We start from the raw sequence: 20,704 nt of genomic DNA, 5'->3' as shown, positions 1-20,704 counted from the left end.
GGAACCCAGGATGAACGCCTCCCTCCCTGACTTCCTGCGCCGCGCGAAGTCGCCCCTGCGGGCCACGCTGCTCGTGGCGGCCATCACGCTGGTCGTCGGCGTCGCCTGGGCGCAGACCCGCATCGACCCCAATGGCGTGAACGTCAGCGGCAGCGTGATCGGCGACGACGTGCTCTACAGCATCGGCGGCGGCCGGGCCGTGTCGATGGGTGGTGCCGGCAACATGCAGAGCATCGGCGTCGGCGTCGGCTGGAACAGCAACCTGATCTGCGGCGACATGAGCATCACCACGACGCTGCAGAACCAGCTCAACGGCATCACCAACGGCTTCCAGACGATCATGAGCAACGTGATCCAGAACGCCACCAGCGCCGTGGCCTCGCTGCCGGCCCTGATCATCCAGCGCGCCGACCCGGGCCTGTACAACCTGCTCACCAACGGCATCCTGCAGGCGCGCCTGGACTTCGACCGCTCGAAGATGACCTGCCGGGCCATCGCCAATCGGATGGCGGACATGGCCGGCGGCCAGGCCGGCTGGGACCAGCTCGCCGAGGGGATGGCGCTGCGGGATGCGGTCAGCAGCACCGACGCCGTCTCCGCCATCGAGCAGGCCGAGTCCAACAAAGGGAACAACGGTGTGCCCTGGGTCGGCGGCGGCAACGCGGGCGGCTCCGGCCATAGTTCGATCAAGGTGGTCGGCGACGTGACGCGCGCGGGCTACAACCTGCTCAACGGGCGCAGCGCCACCGATACCTCGTCGATCGCGCGCAGCGCCTGCGGCAACCGCCTGACCTGCCAAACCTGGTCCTCGCCCCAGGCGGCCGCGGACTGGGCGACCCGCGTGCTGGGAGAACGCGAGCAACGCACCTGCGAAAACTGCACGAAGACCCAGACCACGCCTGGCGTCGGGCTCACGCCAATGATCCAGGAAGAGTACGAGACCAAGCTGCAGGTGTTGCAGGAACTGGTGACGGGCGCCCGGCCGACGACGCTGGCCAATCTCGACGCGGCCGGCAGCAGTTCGCTGCCGATCACCCGCGGCGTGATCGAGGCCCTGCGTGACGAGCCCGACCAGGACGTGCTGGGCAGGCGCCTCGCGTCCGAGGCGGCGCTGTCCAGCGTGCTGGAGAAGGCCCTGCTGCTGCAACGCACGTTGCTGACCGGCAAGAAGGAGCCGAACGTCGCCGCCAACGAGCTGGCCGTGCAGGCGGTCGACCAGGAGAACAGCGCACTGGAGCAGGAGATCAACAACCTCAAGACTGAGCTGGAGCTGCGGCGCACGCTGGCCGGCAACTCGGCGATGGCGATCATCCAGCGCCACAGCACCCGCGCTGCCGGTTCGCGCGGCGTCTTCGAGGGCGACACCACGCGCGACCGTCTGCGGGAGGTCCAGAAGCCGCGGAGCGGTACGCCATGAGCCGGCTGGCCTGGCTGCGGCTGCCATGGCTGTTCAACCGCCGCGTCGGCGTGGCGCTGCTGTGGACCTTGCTGGTGGTGGCCGCTGCGGCGGTGGTGAACATCGCGGGCATCCACGTGGTCGGCGGCGTCGAGGGCTGGCAGCACTGGCTGCAGGCGCACGCCGGCCACTTCTTCGTGTGGCGGCTGTGCCTCTACGGAGCGACGGCTTACGGCTGGTGGTGGATGCGTCGGCGCCTGTTGCGGCGGGAGCCGTCACGCGAGACGCATCAGCGCCTGCTGCGCGCGGAGATCGCGGCCGTGATCGCCGTGGTCGCGCTGGAAGCCAGCCAACTGCTGCGGCACGGCTGAGACAGGGAGGCAGGCATGACGCTCTACACCACGGACTACCTGGAGTATTACCTGACCCTGGTGGCTTGGGTGGTCAACAACGGCATCTGGAGCATTCTCGTGGCCAGCGGCGTGTTCGCGCTGCCGTTCGTGGCCATCGTGATCCAGGAGTGGCTCAAGGCCCGCAGCGAAGGTGCGGACGAGGGCAACAAGGGCGTGCTGTCGTCGATGCGCATCGAGAACCGGGTGTGGGTGGCGATCGTGGTCATCATGTTCGCCGGCATCCCGTTCATCCCGGTGGATCTCGCCACGATCAGGTTCGACACCACGCGCTCCGCGCAATGCCAGGTCAACGTCCCGCTGCCCAACGACACGGGCTGGTCCAACGTCTACACGGCGCTCAACGATCAAAGCGCGCTGGTGCCGGTGTGGTGGTTCTTCATGCACGCCATCTCAAAGGCGGTCACCGGCGCGGCGGTGGCGGCGATTCCCTGCGGCACGGACCTGCGTCAGATTCGCATGGATGTCGATGCCACACGCATCGATGATCCGGTGCTGGCACAGGAGGTCGCCGACTTCACGCACGACTGCTACGGGCCGTCGCGCGCCAAGCTGTTCATGAGCCGGCCGACGCTCTCCGACGAGCAGATGAACGACGTCACCTGGATCGGGTCGAGTTACTTCCTCGACACGCCCGGCTTCTATGACACCTATCGCGCCAAAGCCCCACGCACGGCCTGGCCCTACGACGCGACCCGCGATGCGGGGCTGGCCCAGGTGGACAGCGGCGGCGGCTATCCATCCTGCCGCCAGTGGTGGGCCGATGGCGGCCAGGGACTGCGCAGCCGGCTGCTGGCACAGGTCGCCCCGGACCTGCTGACCCGCATCGGGCGCTGGGCAGGGTTCCTGTCGCAGAGCGAGGTCAATGACTCGGTGATTCGCGCCGTCGTCTCACCGCGGCAGCAGAAGATGAACCAGGGCGCCGTCTACACCGACTACGGCGGCCAGATCGACAAGACGCTGCCGAACGTCGTCACGCGCGGCGCGGGCGACCTGGGGCTGACCGTCGGCTCGCTGGCCTTCTTCCCCGCGATGGACGTGGTGCGCCAAGCGCTGCCGATGGTGCTGACGATGCTCAAGATGGCGCTCGTCATCTGCATCCCGTTGGTGCTGCTGATCGGCACCTACGACCTGAAGACGGTGATGACGGTGAGCTGCGTCCAGTTCGCGCTGTTCTTCGTGGACTTCTGGTTCCAGCTCGTACGCTGGATCGACAGCACGATCCTGGATGCGCTCTACGGCTGGGGGTTTGGCGCGGACAGGCCGCACACGAACTTCGATCCGCTGATCGGCTTGAACAATGCGTTCGGTGACATGCTGCTGAACTTCGTCATGGCAACGATGTTCATCGTGTTGCCGACGTTCTGGGTCATGGCACTCGGATGGGCAGGCGTTCGCGCTGGAAACTTCCTGGGCGGTCTTATCACTGGCACGTCCGATGCAAAGTCGGCTGGGGGTAGTGGCTCTCGCCTTGCGATGACGGCTGTATCGAAAGGTGCTGCGAAGTAAGAAGCACTCTCTCGCGTTGATGCGGCAGCTACGGCTCGTCGGGATCGCCCATGTCGATCCGCCAGTCATCTTTGTCGTACAGGCCGACGCCCGAGTGTCCGTCTCTAAGTTCCGGCTGCTTCTCGTCTTCCTCGTCGGCGTTCCGCGCGAGCCATGCGGCGACCACCGCAAAGGCCAGCAGCAGGACGAGCCAGGATACGGTGTAGAGCAGCATGCCAAGTACGGCCAGCTTGACGATCCAGAGCACCGCCGTCGCCGCGCCTGCGGGCACCCCGCGCGTCACCAGCCAGCCGGCGACACGCTGCTCGCGGCGCAGGTATCCACGCCAAGCACGGCCAGCCCCCCGGCCCAGCCGGTGGCTCCAGCGCCCGTTGTGCGTGTTGGTGGTCATGCTCATATGCCTCGGCTTCAGTGGTGCCTCACCTCGCGGAGTGGCCGGTCGTGGCTTGCCCTCCAGCATAGACCGCGATCAGGAGGGCGGGTTGCGGCTGGCAGAGCCGGGTTGGCTTCGGGTCGCAGGTTGATTAGATTCTGCACGATAAATCAAACCTTATGCTACTTTCCATGCACGTTCTTGCAACGGCTCTAGGGCCTGATTGGATTCCGTGCTATTTTTATAGCATGGATGGAAATTCTAGGCACCAGGTAATCAAGCGGCTGCAGGCGGGACTCCCCCGCGGGGCACCGTTCGACCTTGCCACCCTGAGCCAGTTCGGGGTGTCGCCACAGCTCGCCGCCCACTATGCCGATGGCGGGTGGCTCGTGCGCCTGGCCCATGGCGTCTATGCCTTCCCGAACGATGAGTTCGGGGTCTACGGTGCGCTGAAGTTCCTGCAACAGCGCGTGCCCGGCCTGCACGTCGGCGGCAAGAGCGCCCTGGCCCTGCAGGGCGTGCGGCACAACCTGGGCAGCCGCGAGACGCTGGTGCTGTGGGGCGACGGTCGTTTCGCGTTGCCGGCCTGGTTCACCTCGCGCTTTCCGGCCCGCTACGTCCACGCCCGCCTGTTCGACTGGCCGGACACGGCGCTGGCCGGCAAGACCCTGACCACGCCGCCTGGCCTGCCCGAGGATCTGCGGGTGGCAGCCCCCGAACGTGCCGTGCTGGAGCTGCTGTACGAAGCCGGCGTCAAGCAGAGCCTCGAAGAGGCCCGCAACCTCTTCGATGGACTGCGTTCCCCCCGCAAGGACATGCTCGGGCAACTGCTGTCCTGCTGCGCCAGCGTGAAGGCCGTGCGCCTGTTCCTCACCTGGGCGCGCGAGACCCGCCTCGTGGATGTCGATGCCCTGCTGGAGCAGTACCCGGTTCGCACCGGCAGCAACACGCGCTGGATGAGCCGGCTCGATGACGGCACCCTGCTGAGCCTGAGACCTCATGGATAAGACCTACGCGGACACCGTTCGCCTGCTGCTGGCCGTCGCGCCCGACGTGTTCGCCAACGACATCTTCGCCATGAAGGGCGGCACGGCCATCAACCTCTTCGTGCGGGACATGCCGCGCCTGTCGGTGGACATCGACGTGGTGTACCTCCCGTGGCAGACGCCGCGCGACGAAGCGCTGCAAGCCATCAACCAGGAGCTGGCCGCCATCGCCACGCGCGTTGCACCACTGGGCGTGCAGACACGCCTGGTTCGCGCCAGGGACCTGGGGGACACCAAGCTGATCGTCGAGAACGACGCCAGCCAGGCGAAGATCGAGGTCAACGTCGTGTTCCGCGGCAGCGTGCTGCCCGTCGAGCGGCGGCCGCTGAGCGCCAGGACCAGCGATCTGTTCGGCGTCGAGTTCGAGCTGCCGGTTCTGGCACCGGACGAGCTGTACGCCAGCAAGCTGGTGGCCGCGCTGGATCGGCAGCACCCCCGCGACCTGTTCGACGTGTGGCAGCTCTACGAATCGGGCGACATCAGCGACGGCATGGTCGAGTGCTTCGTGATCTATCTGGCGGGCCACAACCGGCCGCCCCACGAAGTGCTGTTCGGCAACGACAAGGACATCGCCGGCGAGTACGAGCGGGCCTTTGTCGGCATGACCGAAGTGGACTGCTCCCTGGAGATGCTGCTCGACGCTCGCGCCAGGCTGCGGCGCGAGCTGCCACAGCGACTGAGCACCGCGCACAAGCGGTTTCTGAGCGGGCTGGCGCGCGCAGAACCGGACTGGTCGCGGGTAGCATGCCCACACGCCGCTCAACTGCCGGCCCTGCGCTGGAAGCTCGCCAATCTCGAAACCTTCCGCAAGCGCCGTCCCGACGACTTCGCAGCGCAATCCGCCGCCCTCGAAACCGGCTTGGGCCAGAGCTGACGAACGTCCCACAGCGCCCCACTTGCCGGGATTGCCCCATGCCGCATTCATCGTGGCACCCGCAAAGCAGCGGCCCTATACGCAAAGGCTTCCGACATAGGCCAAAGGGCTGGGAAGGGGCAAAGGAAGGGCGCCAAGGGGAAAGGCCCTATCCTGAAAAGGCCAAAAGGCTCCTCCGAGCAGCCCGTCATCCGGGGTTCGCCATGCTCTCGCTGTTCCAGCGCAAAAGGGTGCCACCCACCGCCGGCACGCCGCCCACCTCCGCCATCGGAACTCCGAAAGGGTCGATGCGGCCGGAGTCGGCCGCATCGCTGCTGGCCACGCCGCGCCGGCAGAAACTACTGGAACACATCTGGCAGCGCACATCGCTCTCGCGCCGGCAGTTCGCCACGCTCTACCTCGCCCCACTGGAGCGCTACGCCGAGCTGGTCCAGCAGTTCCCGGCCTCCGAGAACCACCACCACGCCTATCCGGGCGGCATGCTGGACCACGGCCTGGAGATCGTCGCCTATGCGCTGAAGCTGCGGCAGTCATACCTGCTGCCTGCGGGCGTCACGCCGGAGGCACAGGCGGCACAGGCCGAAGCCTGGACCGCAGGCACGGCCTACGCGGCCCTGCTGCACGACATCGGCAAGATTGCGGTCGATCTGCACGTCGAGCATGCCGACGGCAGCGTCTGGCATCCCTGGCACGGCCCGCTGCGAAAGCCCTACCGCTTCCGTTACCGAAAGGAGCGTGAGTACCGCCTGCACAGCGCCGCCACCGGGCTGCTCTACGCGCGCCTTCTCGATCGGGACATCTTCGACTGGCTCAGCGGCTATCCCGACCTCTGGGCCGCGCTGCTGTACGTGCTGGCCGGCCAGTACGAGCACGCCGGCACGCTCGGCGAGTTGGTCGTGCAGGCCGACCAGGCATCGGTCGCCCAGGAACTCGGCGGCGATCCCAGCAAGGCGCTGGCGGCGCCCAAGCATGCGCTGCAACGCAAATTGCTCGACGGCCTGCGCTACCTGCTCAAGGAAGAATTCAAGTTGAACCAGGCCGGCCCGGCGGACGGTTGGCTGACCCACGACGCCTTGTGGCTGGTGAGCAAGACCGTCTCCGACAAGTTGCGCGCACATCTGCTGTCGCAGAGCATCGACGGCATCCCGGCGAGCAATACGGCGGTGTTCAACGTGTTGCAGGATCACGGCATCGTGCAACCGACGCCGGATGGCAAGGCGATCTGGAAGGCTACCGTCACCAGCGACGCCGGCTGGTCGCACGCCTTTACCTTCCTGAAACTCTCGCCGGCGATGATCTGGGATGCCGCCGACCGGCCGGCCCCGTTCGCAGGCCGTGTGCAGGTCGAAGAGGAACAAGCGGAGCCGCAGGCGCCGGCGGTGGCCGATGGGCCGCAACTGGAAGGCATCGAAGCTGCACCCGCGAGCACGGCGCCGATCGCATCCTCAGCCACGGATACCGGCGTGTCCGCGCTGCTCGACCTGCTGGGCGACACCGCTCCACCCACGGCACCGGAGATCCCGAGTTCCCCTGTTGCCGAGCCCGAGCCGACCCCTTCGACCGTGCCCCCGCCGCAGATGGGCCTCGCGCCTGCCCAGGATCGCACGGAGCCCTCCGGGGCGCACTTCATCGCCTGGCTGCGTCAGAGCATCCAGACGCGCAAGCTCATCATCAACGACGCCAAGGCCCTGGTGCACACCGTCGCCGGTACGACCTACCTCGTCAGCCCCGGCGTGTTCCAGCGCTACGCGCAGGAGTACCTTCAAGTCGCCGCGCTGGCCAAGCAGGAGAAGCTGGAGGGGTGGCAGTGGGTGCAGAAGCGCTTCGAGAAGCTGGGGCAGCACCGCAAGCAGCCGAGCGGGCTGAACATCTGGACCTGCGAAGTCACGGGGCCGCGCAAGTCGCGCCGGCTGCACGGCTACCTGCTCGCCAGCCCGGATGCGCTGTTCCAGGAGACGCCGCCAGACAACCCATACCTGCGGCTCGTCAACGAGGCCGCAAAGCGCGAAGATTCAGCCCTTGGGGGCAAGGACGACGATCAGGCGTAGGCGTGCGACCGCTGTGCGGGCCGGCTTCAATCTGCGGATGGGGCCGACTCTGCCAGCTTGGCTTCGGTCAGAGTCATCAACTGGGCGGAACTGCATTTCAGCGCACGGGCAATCTTGAGGATGAGAGGGAGCGTGGGGACATGCTCACCGCGCTCGATCTTGCCCATGTGCGACCGTTCGATGCCGGCCATGTGGGCCAGCGTTTCCTGAGCGATACCCTGGTTGGTTCTTTCTTCCCGCACGGCAGCCCCAAACGCGATGGCTGGTTCCGCTTCGTAGGTGGTGGTGCCGGTGGGGCGGCCCCTTTGGATCGAACGCTTTGGCATTGCCAAGAGCGTCGAACACGGTCACGATTTAAACCACGTTAAACTTAACTCATTCAACGGTTTCGAGATCAGTTGCCGCGAGTTCACCGCCTGGGGGGAGCTGGACGTGGAATCGAGTGACATCACCGCCGAAATTCGCATGGCCATCCTCGGCGAATGGGTGCCTCCCCAGCTCGCCGACGTGCTCGCCCTGCAGCGTGCCGAAGAGCCGGAGACCCATGCCGTCCTGGCCGGATGGACAGATCCCGGTCGAGGCGCGGAGCTGCCGGGCGACGGCTTCGACTTCGCCTTGTCTGCGGTTGCCCGGCAGTGGCCTGGCTGGGTATGCGAGCCGCTGTGGCATGACACGCTGGCAGTCGCCGTGGCCAAGCGCTCCCACCTGCTGGCCTACCGTGAAGTGCCGTGCGAGGAAGTGCTCAAGCAGCCCTTGATCTGCTCGCAGTCCACGGCTCATGAACCGTGGCGCATGACCGTACAGCGCGTGTTCGATAACGCGCTGCAACAGCGAGAGCAAACGGTGGAGACGTTCGAAGTGGCGATGACGCTGGTTGCCGCCGGGTACGGGATCGCCATTGCGCCTGCCACGAGACTGGCGAGCTACCTACGCCGAGGCATCGCAGTGCGGCCGCTGGCCGGCGCACCAACGATCGTGATGGCTTACCTGCTCCGCCGCAACGCTTCCTTGTCGGACACCCAGGCAAGATTCGCCCGCCGCGCGCGCTTGGTGTCCTGACAGACGCGCGGGAATCGCGGTTTCGCCACGATCCCGCATTCCTGCTGCTAGGCGACCCCGACTCGCGACGGGGTCCATTCGCTTTCCTTCACGGCTGTGCTCACTGCCATGACGAGCTTGTCGAGATTGCTGGCCGTCACGCCCTCCAGTGCCGAATGCCCTCGCAGCATCGAGCGCGGTTGCAGCAGTGCATGGTAGATCTGCCAAGGGTCCGCACCCCTGGTCAGCTTCAGGACGGACTGGATCAACTCGTGTTTGAGTGGGTCGAGATGCCAATCCGGCACGCGCTGGCCGCGGTTGCCCACGTTCAACGCCAGCAAGTTGCCCGCCTTGATCTCGTAGCTGATCCACCTGCGGGACTTGCCCGCCATCTTGGCAAACGCAGCGACGGGAAGGTTGTGCGGCGCCTCGAAGACATCGAACAGCTCCATCCTCTCGCGCTGAATGTCCGAAGGCACCAGCGGCGCGGCCGATCGAGGGGGCGGAACCGCCGGCAGCCGATGTGCGGCGGCAGAAACCAACGGCATGGCGTCACCCGGCTTCGTCACGAGCAGGATTGGCGAAGCGGCAACCGGCGCGGAGGGCGCGCTTGCAGTTTGCTCACTCGGGAATGCGGGCACGCCTTCCAGATGCACGGTGAGCGGCATGCTGGCCGCCTCGACCTGGTTCTGCTCGAAGAGGTCGAGCCGATCGGCCCAGTCCTGCATCATGCGGCGACGCTGCTCCACGTACTCGGCATGGTTGTAGGTCGCGCTGACCTTGTTGGGATCGACATGCGAGAGCTGTGCATCCACCCAGACCTTCGGGTAGCCGATCTCGTTGAGCGCGGTGGACATCGTGCCGCGGATGCCGTGCCCCGTCAGGCGTTCCTGATAGCCCATGCGCTTGAGGGCACCATTGAGCGTGTTCTCGCTGATGCGCTTCTTCAAGTCGCTGTCGTGCCGGAACAGGTGGCGCTGGGCCGGCTTGAACTCATCCAGCAGGTGCCGGACGATCTCCATGGCCTGAATCGACAGCGGCACGATGTAGGGCGGGATGTCCTTCGGCTGCTGCCGCTTCTTGCGCATATCCAACTGGAGTTGCTTCACGACGTCGGGCGGGATGATCCACAGCCCCCGGTCCAGATCGAATTGATCCGGCATCGCCTGTCGCAGCTCTCCGGTTCGCACGCCGGTCAGCAGCAATAGCCGCAGCCCGAGCTGGGTCTGCCGTCTGCCGCGATAGCTGCGCAGCCGCTGCAGCAGCTTCGGCAGCTCGGCCATGCGCAGGAACGGGTTGTGGTTGACGGGTGGCAGCGGCAGCGCCACCACATCGAGATCGGAGGCGGGGTTCTGCTCCAGGCCCGGCACGATCACCAGCGCGTAGCGGAACAGTTGGTTGAACCACGTCCTGACTTTCTCGGCGACGGAGAGCGCCTTGCGCTTCTCGATCTTGGCGATCACCTCCAAGAGGTCGGGACGCTTGATCTCATAGATCGACCGTTTGCCCAAGGTGGGCAGCACATCCTTGTCGAAGATGCGCGGAAGTATCGAGAGGGTCGTCTGCCGGCCTTCCTTGAGGCTGAGCCCGCGATGCTTGAGCCACTTGCGATACACCGCCTCGAAGGTGTTTTCGTCGGCGAGCCGGACAGCAGTGCGCTTCTGCTTGCGGTGTACGCGAGGATTGGTGCCTTTGGCTAGCAGGGCGCGCGCTTCGTCGCGCAGGCTGCGGGCCTCGCGAAGTGTCACCTCCGGGTAGGTGCCGAGCGACATCCGCTTCTGCTTGCCCGCCCAGTAGTAGCGGAAGTGCCAAGTCCTGCCCCCTGCAGCCGTGACGGCCAGGGAGAGGCTATCCAGGTCAGGGAGGGTGTATGCCTTGCCAGTTGCCTTGGCCTGTCGAACGGCCAGGTCTGAGAGTGCCATGCTCTTGCTCCTGAACATGAGTCAGGAACCAGATGCTGGTCACGTCGACCTCGCCCCTCCATCAACAATCCGGAATCAGCCGCGCCCGCAAAAATGGACTTGTTTGTGGACTTAAAAGTCCCGGCTGTAGGCGGATCGCAGTGGACCGCGGCAGAACGTCAAAGAGAGGAAAAGTCCTTGTGTGGCAACGACTTGCAGACTCTCTTGGACTTCTGCGGAAGTCCGCAGAATGATGCGGTGGAGCGGGTGAAGGGAATCGAACCCTCGTCATCAGCTTGGGAAGCTGAGGTAATAGCCATTATACGACACCCGCCATGCGCATCCGGCCCCTGGCCGAAGCGAACAAGGTCGCCATTCTACTGGGCGCAGGCCGTCCGATGCAATGTGTCCAGGTGAGCCCGGCAGGTGGTGTCAGCGATGACGGCGTGACTGCGGCTATGCGTCGTGGCGCGGCCTCAAGGCAGTCCTGCTTGCAGATACGCATCGAGCTGCAGTACCTCGGTGCGCCACTGCAGATTGTCGTTTGTGCTCGTCGTTGCCAGGTGCTCAGCCGTGATCAACAGGGCGGCGGGCGAGGCGAGCAATCCAAGGTTGTGGCGGACTGCGTGCAACGCGGCGGATACGCTCCGTCCGTCCGATGATTGGTCTTCCCCGAAGAAGCCTACGGCTTGTTGCAGCATGAACGGGATGTTCGACACGTATACCGTGTCCACAGCGAAACCGTCGTTGCTTGCCCGCTCCGAGAGTCGTGCGGCAAGGCGTCCGAAGGGCCGTAGTGGGGCGTCGGGCGAGGTTGCAAGATCCAGTTGGAGCACTCTGACGGCGCCGGTTTCGAACAGCTCGCGTATGTGCCGGTAGCGCTCTGTCGAACGTTCGTTGAGCCAGCTGTCGGGGCGGGACAGCTCACGGCCAATCCAGTCCCGTACGTCGGTGGAGAACATCCGCAGGCGGGGGCGCTGGGGCAGTTTCGGGGCGACTGCATCCACGAAGGCTGCGGGTGAGTCGGCCCCGTGCAATGCCTGGCGTACTGCTCGCCAGACGCGGAACTGATGCAGATTGATGTCGCACAGATACACGCTGGCGGAGCTTCTGGCCGCGGCGATGTCGAGATTGCGAAAGCTGCCCCAGCCGACATGGATGCATGGCGCCGCGTGCCGGCTCGCGCGCAGCGCAGCGAGAGCGCGGGCGGTGCCTTCGTCCTCCCGCATCGTCACGGTGTAGCCGCCGCGGTCGGGTCGCAGCGGGCGTCCGCCGAGCAGCCAGGGCAGCTCGGTGCGCATGGCCGTCGAAGCCGCTGTCATCAGTGTCGAGCGGGGGGCAGCGGTGAAATCTGCGCTTCGATGTCGCCGTAGTCGAACGCCTCGCAGGCGTCGAGATCGAGTCCCAGCGCCGACGCCGGCAAGGCGAACTCGGTGGATGCAGGCGGGACGTGGCGTGCCATGGCCGAGACCAGGCTGAAACCCTTGCCAGCATCGAAGGTGTGGGCGAGGCCGGCGGGCCAGAACAGCATGTCGCCGCGCGCCACTGCCACCCTGAGTACTGCTTCGCCTCGCCGGCCCGGATGTTCGATGAAGAACGTAGCGCTGTCCGCGGTGATCAGCGCAATACGTCCCGAGTCGTGTACATGGGGCTCGCGGTTGCGTGTCCTCAATGGGCCATCGGGGTGGCGCTCGGCCGGGGCGCGCACGTGGATTGCCGACGGTCCGCCGATCGACCGGGTCAGCAGCAGGCTCTCGAAACGCATGTCGCCGATGTCATGACCATAGCCCGCGGACTCGAGGTCGTGGCGCGCGCGCATGATCTCCTCGACCTGTTCGACAGCAGCCGGGCAGCGGCGCAGGAAACGTCGTTCCTGCCAATGCCTGCCGACCATGTCCTCGAACTCGTGGGTGGCGAGCGAGCCCGCCAGCAGTGCCTCCCAGAATGCGAGCAATGTCTCGTTGCTGGGCAGCAGGGTTGCAGTGGGTGAAATCGACGCCGTCATCATGTGCTCATCACTGTGCGGACTCACGCGACCCGCGACATGAAGTCCTCGAACTTGCCGCCTGCGGAGCGTGGAATGTCGTCGACATAGTGAAACTCGAGCTTGAAGGGGTAGCCCAGGTTGCGCTGTATCTCCTCGCCGAGGCGCAGCTCCGTGGCTTCATCAGGTCGGTGCGTGGTCACGATGTCGACCTCGATACGCTCGAGCTCGACCTGGATCATGCGCAGCTGTCGCAATGGCACGATGGTGTTCATGGCCTTGTAGTTCAGGATCGGCCAGTGGCACCGACCGTCCGGCAGGCGCAGCATGTTGCGTTGGCGGCCAAGGATGCGCCTGATGACAGGCAGGCCGCGACCGCAGGGGCAAGGTTCGCCGACTTCGGCATAGTCGCCGACTTCGTAGCGTAGCAGGGGGAAGGCAAAATTGTGCAGCGGTGTGACCACCACACGTCCGATGTCGCCGGGGCCGCAGGGCTGGCCGCCGGCGTCGAGGATCTCGATGCGGGCGTTCTCGGCCTGTAGGTGGTAGTGATCGTGCTCGGGGCATTGCAGCGCGAGGTAGCCCGTCTCGCGTGTGCTGTAGATGTCGGTCAGGGAAACACCGAGCAATTGCCGGCAGCGCTCGCGCAAGCCTTCGGGCAGCGCTTCGCTTACCGTGCGGACCTCGCGCAGGCGCTCCAGCCGCAACGGCCTGCCGTCTTCAAGGGTGCGCAGAAGGGTGTCGAGAATCGTGGGGTGGGTCAGCAGGTATTCGGGTTGTTCGCGCTCCAGCCAAGCGATCTGCTGGTCGACGCTCGAGCGTACGTCCAGCATGGCAACGGGGCCGGTGCGGACGAGATCGGCCGTGGCGCTGCCCCAGTTCGGGCCACGCCCGCCCTGGGGGGGCGTCGCACTGCCATCGGGGAAAAAGCGGATGGAACACAGCTTGCCCGCCACGTCACGCGCATGCCATTCGTGGTCGCGCAGCGTGAATGCCTCCCAGAACAACTGGGTGAGCGTGGTTTGCTCGACGGCGATCGGCTTGCCTGTCGAGCCAGAAGAGAAAATGGTTTCGCGACCACCATGCGCTTGCGGGCAATGCGTACTACGCAGCGCCGCTTTCTCTTCCTGCACGGTGTCGCGCTTGAGGACCGGGATCGACCGCCATGCGCTTTCGTCCAGTTGCGCGGGGAGGTGTGCGAGCGTGCGGGCGTAGTAGGGGCTGTGCTTGCGGGCGTGGCCGACGAGCTCGGCAAGCTGGCGCAACTGCATGCTTGCCAGCCGCTCGACAGGCCACCATTGCGTGGCTGCGAACTGATGCAGCAGCCCGAGGCGCATGATCGCCCTTGGTCCCGGCAACGCTGGCCAGTGCAGGCCAGGCATCGTGCTTACGAAGTCCATGCTTGGGGGGGCGCTTGCTGCGGTTCCGGATGAAGTGGATGAGAAAGGTCAAAACCACCGCGCCAGGGCGGGACCCGGCACGGTGGCGGTAGGACGAAGGCTGCAGCCGTCAGAAGCCGAGGCGCAGCGAAACCGCGGCGGAGTAGCTCGGGTCCTCGCCGGAGGTGGCGGCATGCGCCGACACGGTCACAACCATGTTCGGCTTGATGCGGTGATCCACATCGACGCCGACACGCTGCCAGTTCTTGCGGATGCGGGCGCCTGGCTCGTTGAAGCTGAGCAGACCGCTCGCCTCGCTGCCAGATAGCGCCGGGCCACGGTCGTCGAGGCGATGAACGGTCTCGATCGTGCCGCGGACCCCGGTCGCCGGCGTCAAGCTCCAGTCGGCGGCGACGCCGAGGCGGAGCTCGTCGGCGTTATGTTTCTGGCCGTCAAAGGTAGCGGGGAAAGCGCCGCCGCTCTCAGTGTAGCCGTCGACCTTGACCCGGCTCCAGGTGTAAGAGGCCCAGGGCGTCAGTGTCGCCGAGCCCAGCCGTGCGGCGTCGAACCAGTCCGCACGCAAGCGCAGTGCGAGTGCGTCGACGTCCGGGCTGCCGCTCGAACGTTCCTGCGTCGTGCCGTTCATGTAGCCGCGCCGGATATCGGCATCCCAATCACCGAGCACTGCGGTGACGGAGCCGACGATGGGGGAGCCTTCAGGGCGCCAGTTCACCTCGCCCACCAGGAACTGGCCGTCGACCTTGCTGCGGCCGCCAAAGGCGAGATCCTGAGTCTGGCGTCCGATGCCGACTCCGACCCCGGCGCGCACGGCGCCGCCAGCGAAGTCGGTGCACACACCCACCTCGCCCGTGCCAACGCGGGCATCCTTGTTCTCGTGTCGGGCGAGATCGCCGGTCGCCCAGAAACAGTTCGTGCTGCCGAGCTGTGGATAGCTCATCAGCGGGCGATGGTGGGCGCCATTGAGCGGCAGGTTGGTCAGTTGCAAGCCGGAATGGAATGCCTGGCCGGCGCCGGAGACGCTGCGCAGCCAGTCCTGCACGCTGATGATGCCGCTGCCGTGACCCACTCGTGCGAGCCACACCTGATTGCGCCCCTCTGCATCCCGACCGGTGCCGACCATGACGTTGCCGAGGCTATTCACGCCGACCTCGCCACCGTCTGCCAGCCGCCAGCCTTCGGGCGTGGTCACGCCCGCGCCCGCCAGCCAGTCCGACACCGACTGCATGCCCGTTGCGGCCGTCCAGCGGAAGGGCTGGTAGATCGAGTCTGCGTCGTACGTGACTCCGACCACGACGCTGCCGTCGTCCGAGAGCCCGCTCGCCCAGCTATAGTTGCCGCCCAGGGTGCCGAGGTCGGCCATGCCGCCCGCCTCGGTCCAGCGGAAGGCATGGTAATGGTCCTCTTCGGTGCGCGCGTATCCGATCACGACGCTGCCGTCGATGTTGACCCGGTAGGCGTAGCTCCAGTTGCCACCCAGTGTGCCCAGGTTGGTCATGCCGGAGGCCTCGGTCCAGCGGAAGGCGTGCGTGTGTCCGCTCTCTGTGTCCGCGTGGCCGACCACCGCGCTGCCGTCACCGGAAATGCCGTATGCGTAACTATAGTTGCCGCCCAAGGTGCCCAGGTCGGCCATCCCGCCCGCTTCCGTCCAGCGGAATGCATGGCCATGGCTTGCTGCAGTGTATGCATATCCGGCTACGGCATTGCCATCGTCAGACACACCGGTCGCGTAGCTGTAGTTGCCGCCCAGGGTGCCCAGATCGACCATGCCGGTGGTCTCCGTCCAGCGGAAGGCGCGGTCCTGGTTCATCGCCGTGCGGGCCTGTCCGACAACCACGCTACCGTCCGCGGAGACACCGTAGGCATAGCTGTAGTTGCCGCCCAGGGTGCCGAGATCGATCATGCCGGTGGCCTCGGTCCAGCGGAAGGCTCGGGTGTTGCTCCAGTCGGTGAGGTAGCTCTGCCCGACCACCACGCTGCCATCGGCGGACATGCTGTGGGCGTAGCTGTAGTTGCCGCCTAGGGTCCCTAGGCTGGCGATGCCGTCGGCAGCGGTCCACCGGAAGGCGTTGTAGTAGCCATCCGCCGTCTCCCCGTAACCGATGACGACCGTGCCATCCGTGGAAACCACACGGTTGTTGTAATAGCCGCCGAGGCGGTTGTAGTCGCCTCCCAGCGAGCCTAGGACGGTGAATTCCGCGGGAAGGCTTGCTTGAGCCGAAGCAATCAGGGGGAACCCCGTCGCAATGGCCAAGGCCAGCACGCTGGGGCGAAGCATCGAGCGGGTTTTTTTACTGCTGGTTTTCATGTTCTTGTCTCCTGAGCGTGCGAGTGCATCCTGCGCTCAAGATTAGCACCAAGGCCACGTGGGCCTCAGGGTCTTTTCGCCCAAGTTGGGCTTACGCAACATCCGCTTCGCCCGGTACCGGCAGACGGCGTTTTCTGTGTGAGCGTCAGGCCACCAGTCGTTCGACCGCCTCGCGGATGCGCGCAGGTTCGTCCATCTTGAGGATGCGCTGCACCTTGGGTGCGAGTTCGCCGAGGTCGGCGCGCAGGATCTGTTGCTTGATCTCGAGGATGTTGCCCGGATGCATAGAGAAGTTGCGCAGGCCCATGCCGAGCAGCAACTCGGTGTAGGCGAGGTCGCCTGCCATCTCGCCGCACACCGACACGGGCAGGCCGTAGCGGGCGCCGGTGGCGATGGTGCCGGCGATGAGCTTGAGCACCGCGGGGTGGAGCGGGTCGTAGAGGTGTACCACCGCCTCGTCCGAACGGTCGATCGCCAGCGTGTACTGGATGAGGTCGTTGGTGCCGATCGACAGGAAGGCGAGGCGGCGGATGAACATGCCGAGCGACAACGCGGCCGCGGGGACTTCGATCATGCCGCCGATCTGCACGCCTTCGTCGAACTTGAGCTTCTCGGCGCGCAGTTCAGCCTTCGCCTTTTCGATCAGGGCGAGGCATTGGTCGATCTCCTGGGCGTGGGCGAGCATCGGCACCATGATCTGCAGTTTGCCGTGCGCCGACGCGCGCAGCAGTGCGCGCAGCTGGGTGAGGAACATCTTGGGTTCGGACAGCGAGTAGCGCACCGCGCGCAGGCCGAGCGCGGGGTTGGGCTCCATGCGCGAGTGCACGCCGTTGAGCGCCTTGTCGTTGCCGACGTCGAAGGTGCGGATGGTGACCGGCTTGCTCGGCATCGCCTTGACGACGGCGCGGTAGGCCTCGTACTGCTCGTCCTCGTCGGGCAGGTTGTCGCGGCCGATGAAGAGGAACTCGGTCCGGTACAGGCCGATGCCGTCGGCGTTGGCGGACTTGACCGCGGGCAGGTCCTTGGGGCCCTCGATGTTGGCCATCAGGTTGATGGTTTCGCCGTCCAGCGTGGTGGCGCGCGTGTCGCGCAAGCGGTTGAGCTTGGAGCGTTCGATCTCCAGCTCGCTGCGGCGCAGGCGGTACTCCTCGATGATCTCGTCGCCGGGGGCGACGATGATGACGCCGCGCGTGCCGTCGACGATGACGAGCTCATCGTCCTCGAGCAGGTCGCGCACATGGTGCAGGCCGACCACAGCGGGGATCTTGAGGCTGCGGGCAACGATCGCGGTGTGGCTGGTCGGCCCGCCGACGTCGGTGACGAAGCCGGCGATGTTGTGGTCGCGAAAACCGATGGTGTCGGCCGGTGACAGGTCGTGGGCGACGACGATGGTGCCCAGACCGTCGCGCCGCTTGGGCGGCAGGTGGCCGGGATGGCCGAGCAGGACCTTGACCAGGCGCTCGATCACCTGAACGACATCGGCCTGGCGCTCGCGCAGATAGGGGTCCTCGATCTGACGGAACTGCTCGACCAGGTGCTCCATCTGCTGCACCAGCGCCCACTCTGCGTTGCAGCGGCGCGATTCGACGAGTTGGCGGGCGGCGTCGACCAGCATCGGATCGGCCAGCATCATCAGCTGCAGGTCGACGAATGCGCCGACTTCGCTGTGGGCCTGGCCCGAGGTGGTGACCGCCTTGAGGCCGACGAGTTCGCCCTGCACGGTGGCGACGGCCTCGTCCAGGCGCGCGAGCTCGTCCTCGATGTGGCGCGGCGCGACGTGGTAGTGGTTGACCTCGAGCAGGGCGTGGGAGATCAGGTGCACATGGCCGATCGCGATGCCCTGCGAGACCGGGAGGCCGTGGACAGTGAAAGGCATCTCACTCCCCTTCGCCGAAGCGGTCCGCGACCAGGTCCCGGATCGCCCGCAGGGCGTCGTCGGCCTGCTCGCCTTCGGTGTCGATCGTGATCGTGCTGCCCTTGGCGGCGGCCAGCATCATCACGCCCATGATGCTCTTGGCGTTGACGCGGCGGCCGTTGCGCTCGAGCCAGACCTCGCACGGGTAATTGCTGGCGAGCTGGGTGAGCTTGGCCGACGCACGTGCGTGCAGGCCGAGCTTGTTGATGATGTCGGCGTCCGCTCTTGGCATGGACTCGTCTCCCCCGGGTTTTCCCGTGTCCTCGTTATTCTTCGCGTTCAGTTGGCGTCGACGTGCAGGACGCCGTCGCAGGCGCCCGATACCGCACGCTTGACCAGGGTCGGCATGTCACGTTCGCGATAGGTCAGTACGCGCAGCAGCATCGGCAGGTTCACGCCGGCGACCAGTTCGATGCGGCCCGGCATCACCAGCTTGGCCGCGATGTTGCTCGGCGTGGCGCCGTAGATGTCGGTGAGCACGAGCACGCCTTCGCCGCCATCGACCCAGCCCAGCATGTTGCGCGCCAGCGGCAGCACGTCCAGGGGGTCGTCCTGCGCCGATACGCCAAGCTGCGCGATCTGCACAGGCCGTTTGTTGAGCACATGGCAGCAGCACTGGATGAGCGATTCGCCCAGCGTGCCATGCGTTATCAGAAAGATGCCGATCATGTCCATTCTCCGCTGGGCGTGATTCTAGCCGAGTCTGTGCGGGGGGCGTCCGTTGGCCGGTGTGCGGCGGGCAAAGGGTATTTTGAAAACCAGACAAATTTAATTTGTACAAATGTTAAAATGCATCGCTCGACCCGTTACGGCTCGTGCCGCAAGTGCTGCGGCCTCCCTTCATATAACGACAAGGAGCTGGAATGACAGAGCGCAGGGACCCGATGTCCCCCGATGGCCAGGTCAATCCGATCGACACCGACTACAAGGTTGGCCAGGACAACATCATCGTTAACGTGGGGCCGCTTGGCCTCGACATCCACAACCGCGTATTCGCGATCTCCGGCCTCGCCGTGGTCGCCTTCGTGATTCTCACCCTGGCCTTCCAGAACCATGTCGAGCCCCTCTTCAGTGGCCTGCGCGGCTGGCTGACGACACACCTCGACTGGTTCTTCATCAGCGCCGGCAACGTCTTCGTGCTGGTCTGCCTGGGCCTGGCGGTGTCGCCGCTCGGCAAGGTCAGGCTGGGCGGTACCGAGGCGAAGCCCGACTACTCCTATCTCGGCTGGTTCTCGATGCTGTTCGCGGCCGGCATGGGGATCGGGCTGATGTTCTTCGGCGTCTCCGAGCCCTTGTCCCACTTCGGCAGCGCTTTTGGCGGCACCGTGGTCGAGGACGGCGTGCGCACCGACTGGGCGCCTCTGGGGGCCGCAGCGGGCGATGCCGAGGCGGCGACCCGTCTCGCCATGGCAGCGACCATCTACCACTGGGCGCTGCACCCGTGGGCGATCTACGCCATCCTGGCGCTCGGCCTGGCCTTGTTTTCCTTCAACAAGGGCCTGCCGCTGACCGTGCGCTCGGTGTTCTATCCGCTGCTCGGCGAGCGTGTATGGGGCTGGCCGGGGCACATCATCGACATCCTTGCCGTATTTGCCACACTGTTCGGCCTGGCCACCTCGCTCGGCTTCGGCGCCGCGCAGGCCTCGGCGGGGCTCAACTACCTGTTCGACGTACCGCTCGGCAACACCACCCAGGTCGTGCTGGTGATTGCGATCACCGCCATTGCACTGGTGTCGGTGGTGGCGGGGTTGGACGCGGGGGTCAAGCGCCTGTCCCAGATCAACATGGTGCTCGCGGTCGTGCTGTTGCTGTTCGTGGTGGCAGTGGGGCCCACGCTGGCGATCCTGACCGGCTTCTTCTCCAATCTCGGCGCCTACCTGCAGAACCTGCCCGCGCTCGCCAACCCGATCGGGCGTGACGATGCCAACTTCTCGCAGGGCTGGACCGCCTTCTACTGGGCATGGTGGATCTCCTGGTCGCCCTTCGTCGGCATGTTCATTGCACGCGTGTCGCGTGGGCGCACGGTGCGCGAGTTCATCGTCTCGGTGCTGATCGTGCCCTCGCTGGCCTGCGTGATGTGGATGACGGTATTCGGCGAGACCGCGATCAGCCAGCTCGTCAGGGATGGCTACGAGGCTGCCGCCGGCGCCGCCTTGCCCCTGCAGCTATTCACCATGCTCGACGCGCTGCCGCTGGCCTCGATCACCTCGTTCGTCGCCATCGTGCTCGTGGTCGTCTTCTTCGTCACCTCGTCCGACTCCGGGTCGCTGGTGATCGACGTCATCTCCGCAGGCGGCAAGGTGGATGCGCCGATGCCTCAGCGCGTGTTCTGGTGCACCTTCGAAGGGCTGGTGGCGGTTGCGCTGATTCTTGGCGGTGGTCTGGTGGCCTTGCAGGCGATGGCGGTGTCGACCGGCCTGCCGTTTACCATCGTGCTGCTGATGTCGGCGGTGGCGGTGATCAAGGGCCTGGCCTCGGAGCCGCGTACGGGCTGAAGGCTTGCGC

General features: G+C 65.9%; 18 protein-coding genes and 1 tRNA gene. 8 read left to right on the top strand and 11 right to left on the bottom strand.

From position 1 onward, the window contains the following. The first annotated feature begins 10 nt into the window (after positions 1-10). From LQF09_RS18910 to LQF09_RS18900, 3 genes are read left to right on the top strand one after another with little or no spacing between them, the layout of a single operon-like run. Positions 11-1,417: an integrating conjugative element protein gene (locus tag LQF09_RS18910; RefSeq protein WP_270068722.1), complete on the top strand. Its 1,407-nt coding sequence runs from the start codon at positions 11-13 to the stop codon at positions 1,415-1,417. Then, a complete protein-coding gene (locus tag LQF09_RS18905; protein ID WP_270068721.1) occupies positions 1,414-1,767 on the top strand; it encodes a hypothetical protein in 354 nt (117 codons plus the stop codon). The genes LQF09_RS18910 and LQF09_RS18905 overlap by 4 nt, the downstream gene beginning before the upstream one ends. Positions 1,768-1,782: 15 nt before the next feature. Then, on the top strand, positions 1,783-3,315 hold the full coding sequence (locus LQF09_RS18900; RefSeq protein ID WP_270068720.1) for a conjugal transfer protein TraG N-terminal domain-containing protein: 1,533 nt from the start codon (positions 1,783-1,785) through the stop codon (positions 3,313-3,315). Between the two features lie 28 nt (positions 3,316-3,343). Here LQF09_RS18900 and LQF09_RS18895 read toward each other — a convergent pair whose 3' ends face one another. Next, positions 3,344-3,706 carry a DUF3742 family protein gene (locus LQF09_RS18895; RefSeq protein WP_443081767.1) on the bottom strand — a complete coding sequence of 121 codons (363 nt, stop codon included), beginning with the start codon at positions 3,704-3,706 and terminating at the stop codon, positions 3,344-3,346. Between the two features lie 230 nt (positions 3,707-3,936). Between LQF09_RS18895 and LQF09_RS18890 the strand changes: the two genes are divergently transcribed. From LQF09_RS18890 to mobH, 3 genes are all read left to right on the top strand, one after another. Next, positions 3,937-4,695 carry a type IV toxin-antitoxin system AbiEi family antitoxin domain-containing protein gene (locus tag LQF09_RS18890; RefSeq protein ID WP_270068718.1) on the top strand — a complete coding sequence of 253 codons (759 nt, stop codon included), beginning with the start codon at positions 3,937-3,939 and terminating at the stop codon, positions 4,693-4,695. Beyond that, positions 4,688-5,608 carry a nucleotidyl transferase AbiEii/AbiGii toxin family protein gene (locus tag LQF09_RS18885; RefSeq protein ID WP_270068717.1) on the top strand — a complete coding sequence of 307 codons (921 nt, stop codon included), beginning with the start codon at positions 4,688-4,690 and terminating at the stop codon, positions 5,606-5,608. Before LQF09_RS18890 ends, LQF09_RS18885 begins: the two co-directional genes overlap by 8 nt. Before the next feature lie 203 nt (positions 5,609-5,811). Beyond that, positions 5,812-7,656: a MobH family relaxase gene (gene mobH, locus LQF09_RS18880; RefSeq protein ID WP_270068716.1), complete on the top strand. Its 1,845-nt coding sequence runs from the start codon at positions 5,812-5,814 to the stop codon at positions 7,654-7,656. Positions 7,657-7,682: 26 nt separating this feature from the next. Here mobH and LQF09_RS18875 read toward each other — a convergent pair whose 3' ends face one another. Next, positions 7,683-7,982 carry a helix-turn-helix domain-containing protein gene (locus LQF09_RS18875; protein WP_270068715.1) on the bottom strand — a complete coding sequence of 100 codons (300 nt, stop codon included), beginning with the start codon at positions 7,980-7,982 and terminating at the stop codon, positions 7,683-7,685. Here LQF09_RS18875 and LQF09_RS18870 point away from each other — a divergent pair. Further along, complete coding sequence (locus LQF09_RS18870) at positions 7,936-8,715, top strand: substrate-binding domain-containing protein (RefSeq protein WP_443081766.1); 780 nt, start codon at positions 7,936-7,938, stop codon at positions 8,713-8,715. The genes LQF09_RS18875 and LQF09_RS18870 overlap by 47 nt on opposite strands. Positions 8,716-8,762: 47 nt before the next feature. Here the strand turns inward: LQF09_RS18870 and LQF09_RS18865 are convergent, their stop codons facing one another. From LQF09_RS18865 to LQF09_RS18825, 9 genes are all read right to left on the bottom strand, one after another. Beyond that, on the bottom strand, positions 8,763-10,616 hold the full coding sequence (locus LQF09_RS18865; protein ID WP_270068713.1) for a tyrosine-type recombinase/integrase: 1,854 nt from the start codon (positions 10,614-10,616) through the stop codon (positions 8,763-8,765). 238 nt (positions 10,617-10,854) lie between these two features. Continuing rightward, positions 10,855-10,929: transfer RNA gene (locus LQF09_RS18860), tRNA-Gly, on the bottom strand. Between the two features lie 142 nt (positions 10,930-11,071). Next, entirely contained in the window at positions 11,072-11,896 is an 825-nt protein-coding gene (locus LQF09_RS18855; protein WP_270068712.1) for an LIC_10091 family protein, read from the bottom strand. 20 nt (positions 11,897-11,916) lie between these two features. Further along, a complete protein-coding gene (locus LQF09_RS18850) occupies positions 11,917-12,600 on the bottom strand; it encodes a hypothetical protein (protein ID WP_270068711.1) in 684 nt (227 codons plus the stop codon). Between the two features lie 23 nt (positions 12,601-12,623). Next, positions 12,624-13,979, bottom strand: coding sequence for a phenylacetate--CoA ligase family protein (locus LQF09_RS18845; RefSeq protein WP_270068710.1), 1,356 nt, complete (start codon positions 13,977-13,979; stop codon positions 12,624-12,626). Positions 13,980-14,088: 109 nt separating this feature from the next. Beyond that, entirely contained in the window at positions 14,089-16,284 is a 2,196-nt protein-coding gene (locus tag LQF09_RS18840) for an autotransporter domain-containing protein (RefSeq protein WP_270068709.1), read from the bottom strand. Positions 16,285-16,429: 145 nt separating this feature from the next. Continuing rightward, positions 16,430-18,160 carry a phosphoenolpyruvate--protein phosphotransferase gene (gene ptsP / locus LQF09_RS18835; RefSeq protein WP_002926013.1) on the bottom strand — a complete coding sequence of 577 codons (1,731 nt, stop codon included), beginning with the start codon at positions 18,158-18,160 and terminating at the stop codon, positions 16,430-16,432. A gap of 1 nt (position 18,161) precedes the next feature. Continuing rightward, the gene (locus LQF09_RS18830) at positions 18,162-18,431 is read right to left on the bottom strand and encodes an HPr family phosphocarrier protein (protein ID WP_002926011.1); all 270 of its coding nucleotides are present in this window, start codon (positions 18,429-18,431) and stop codon (positions 18,162-18,164) included. Positions 18,432-18,478: 47 nt separating this feature from the next. Next, entirely contained in the window at positions 18,479-18,868 is a 390-nt protein-coding gene (locus LQF09_RS18825; protein ID WP_002926009.1) for a PTS sugar transporter subunit IIA, read from the bottom strand. A gap of 194 nt (positions 18,869-19,062) precedes the next feature. Here LQF09_RS18825 and LQF09_RS18820 point away from each other — a divergent pair, with 194 nt between their 5' ends. Beyond that, positions 19,063-20,694, top strand: a complete 1,632-nt coding sequence (locus LQF09_RS18820) for a BCCT family transporter (protein WP_270068708.1) — start codon at positions 19,063-19,065, stop codon at positions 20,692-20,694. Positions 20,695-20,704: the final 10 nt, after the last annotated feature.

The sequence above is a fragment of the Thauera sp. WB-2 genome, from assembly GCF_027594845.1.
Classification (GTDB): domain Bacteria; phylum Pseudomonadota; class Gammaproteobacteria; order Burkholderiales; family Rhodocyclaceae; genus Thauera; species Thauera mechernichensis.
This window is presented reverse-complemented; position numbering and strand designations above follow the sequence as displayed.

Bases quoted from the DNA above. Each gene is read 5' to 3' on its own strand.
- LQF09_RS18850 (WP_270068711.1), bottom strand. From the start codon at position 12,600: ATGACGGCGTCGATTTCACCCACTGCAACCCTGCTGCCCAGCAACGAG.
- mobH (WP_270068716.1), top strand. From the start codon at position 5,812: ATGCTCTCGCTGTTCCAGCGCAAAAGGGTGCCACCCACCGCCGGCACG.
- LQF09_RS18900 (WP_270068720.1), top strand. From the start codon at position 1,783: ATGACGCTCTACACCACGGACTACCTGGAGTATTACCTGACCCTGGTG.
- LQF09_RS18825 (WP_002926009.1), bottom strand. From the start codon at position 18,868: ATGATCGGCATCTTTCTGATAACGCATGGCACGCTGGGCGAATCGCTC.
- LQF09_RS18890 (WP_270068718.1), top strand. From the start codon at position 3,937: ATGGATGGAAATTCTAGGCACCAGGTAATCAAGCGGCTGCAGGCGGGA.
- ptsP (WP_002926013.1), bottom strand. From the start codon at position 18,160: ATGCCTTTCACTGTCCACGGCCTCCCGGTCTCGCAGGGCATCGCGATC.
- LQF09_RS18875 (WP_270068715.1), bottom strand. From the start codon at position 7,982: ATGCCAAAGCGTTCGATCCAAAGGGGCCGCCCCACCGGCACCACCACC.
- LQF09_RS18865 (WP_270068713.1), bottom strand. From the start codon at position 10,616: ATGGCACTCTCAGACCTGGCCGTTCGACAGGCCAAGGCAACTGGCAAG.
- LQF09_RS18895 (WP_443081767.1), bottom strand. From the start codon at position 3,706: ATGACCACCAACACGCACAACGGGCGCTGGAGCCACCGGCTGGGCCGG.
- LQF09_RS18910 (WP_270068722.1), top strand. From the start codon at position 11: ATGAACGCCTCCCTCCCTGACTTCCTGCGCCGCGCGAAGTCGCCCCTG.
- LQF09_RS18820 (WP_270068708.1), top strand. From the start codon at position 19,063: ATGACAGAGCGCAGGGACCCGATGTCCCCCGATGGCCAGGTCAATCCG.
- LQF09_RS18840 (WP_270068709.1), bottom strand. From the start codon at position 16,284: ATGAAAACCAGCAGTAAAAAAACCCGCTCGATGCTTCGCCCCAGCGTG.
- LQF09_RS18830 (WP_002926011.1), bottom strand. From the start codon at position 18,431: ATGCCAAGAGCGGACGCCGACATCATCAACAAGCTCGGCCTGCACGCA.
- LQF09_RS18905 (WP_270068721.1), top strand. From the start codon at position 1,414: ATGAGCCGGCTGGCCTGGCTGCGGCTGCCATGGCTGTTCAACCGCCGC.
- LQF09_RS18845 (WP_270068710.1), bottom strand. From the start codon at position 13,979: ATGGACTTCGTAAGCACGATGCCTGGCCTGCACTGGCCAGCGTTGCCG.
- LQF09_RS18885 (WP_270068717.1), top strand. From the start codon at position 4,688: ATGGATAAGACCTACGCGGACACCGTTCGCCTGCTGCTGGCCGTCGCG.
- LQF09_RS18855 (WP_270068712.1), bottom strand. From the start codon at position 11,896: ATGCGCACCGAGCTGCCCTGGCTGCTCGGCGGACGCCCGCTGCGACCC.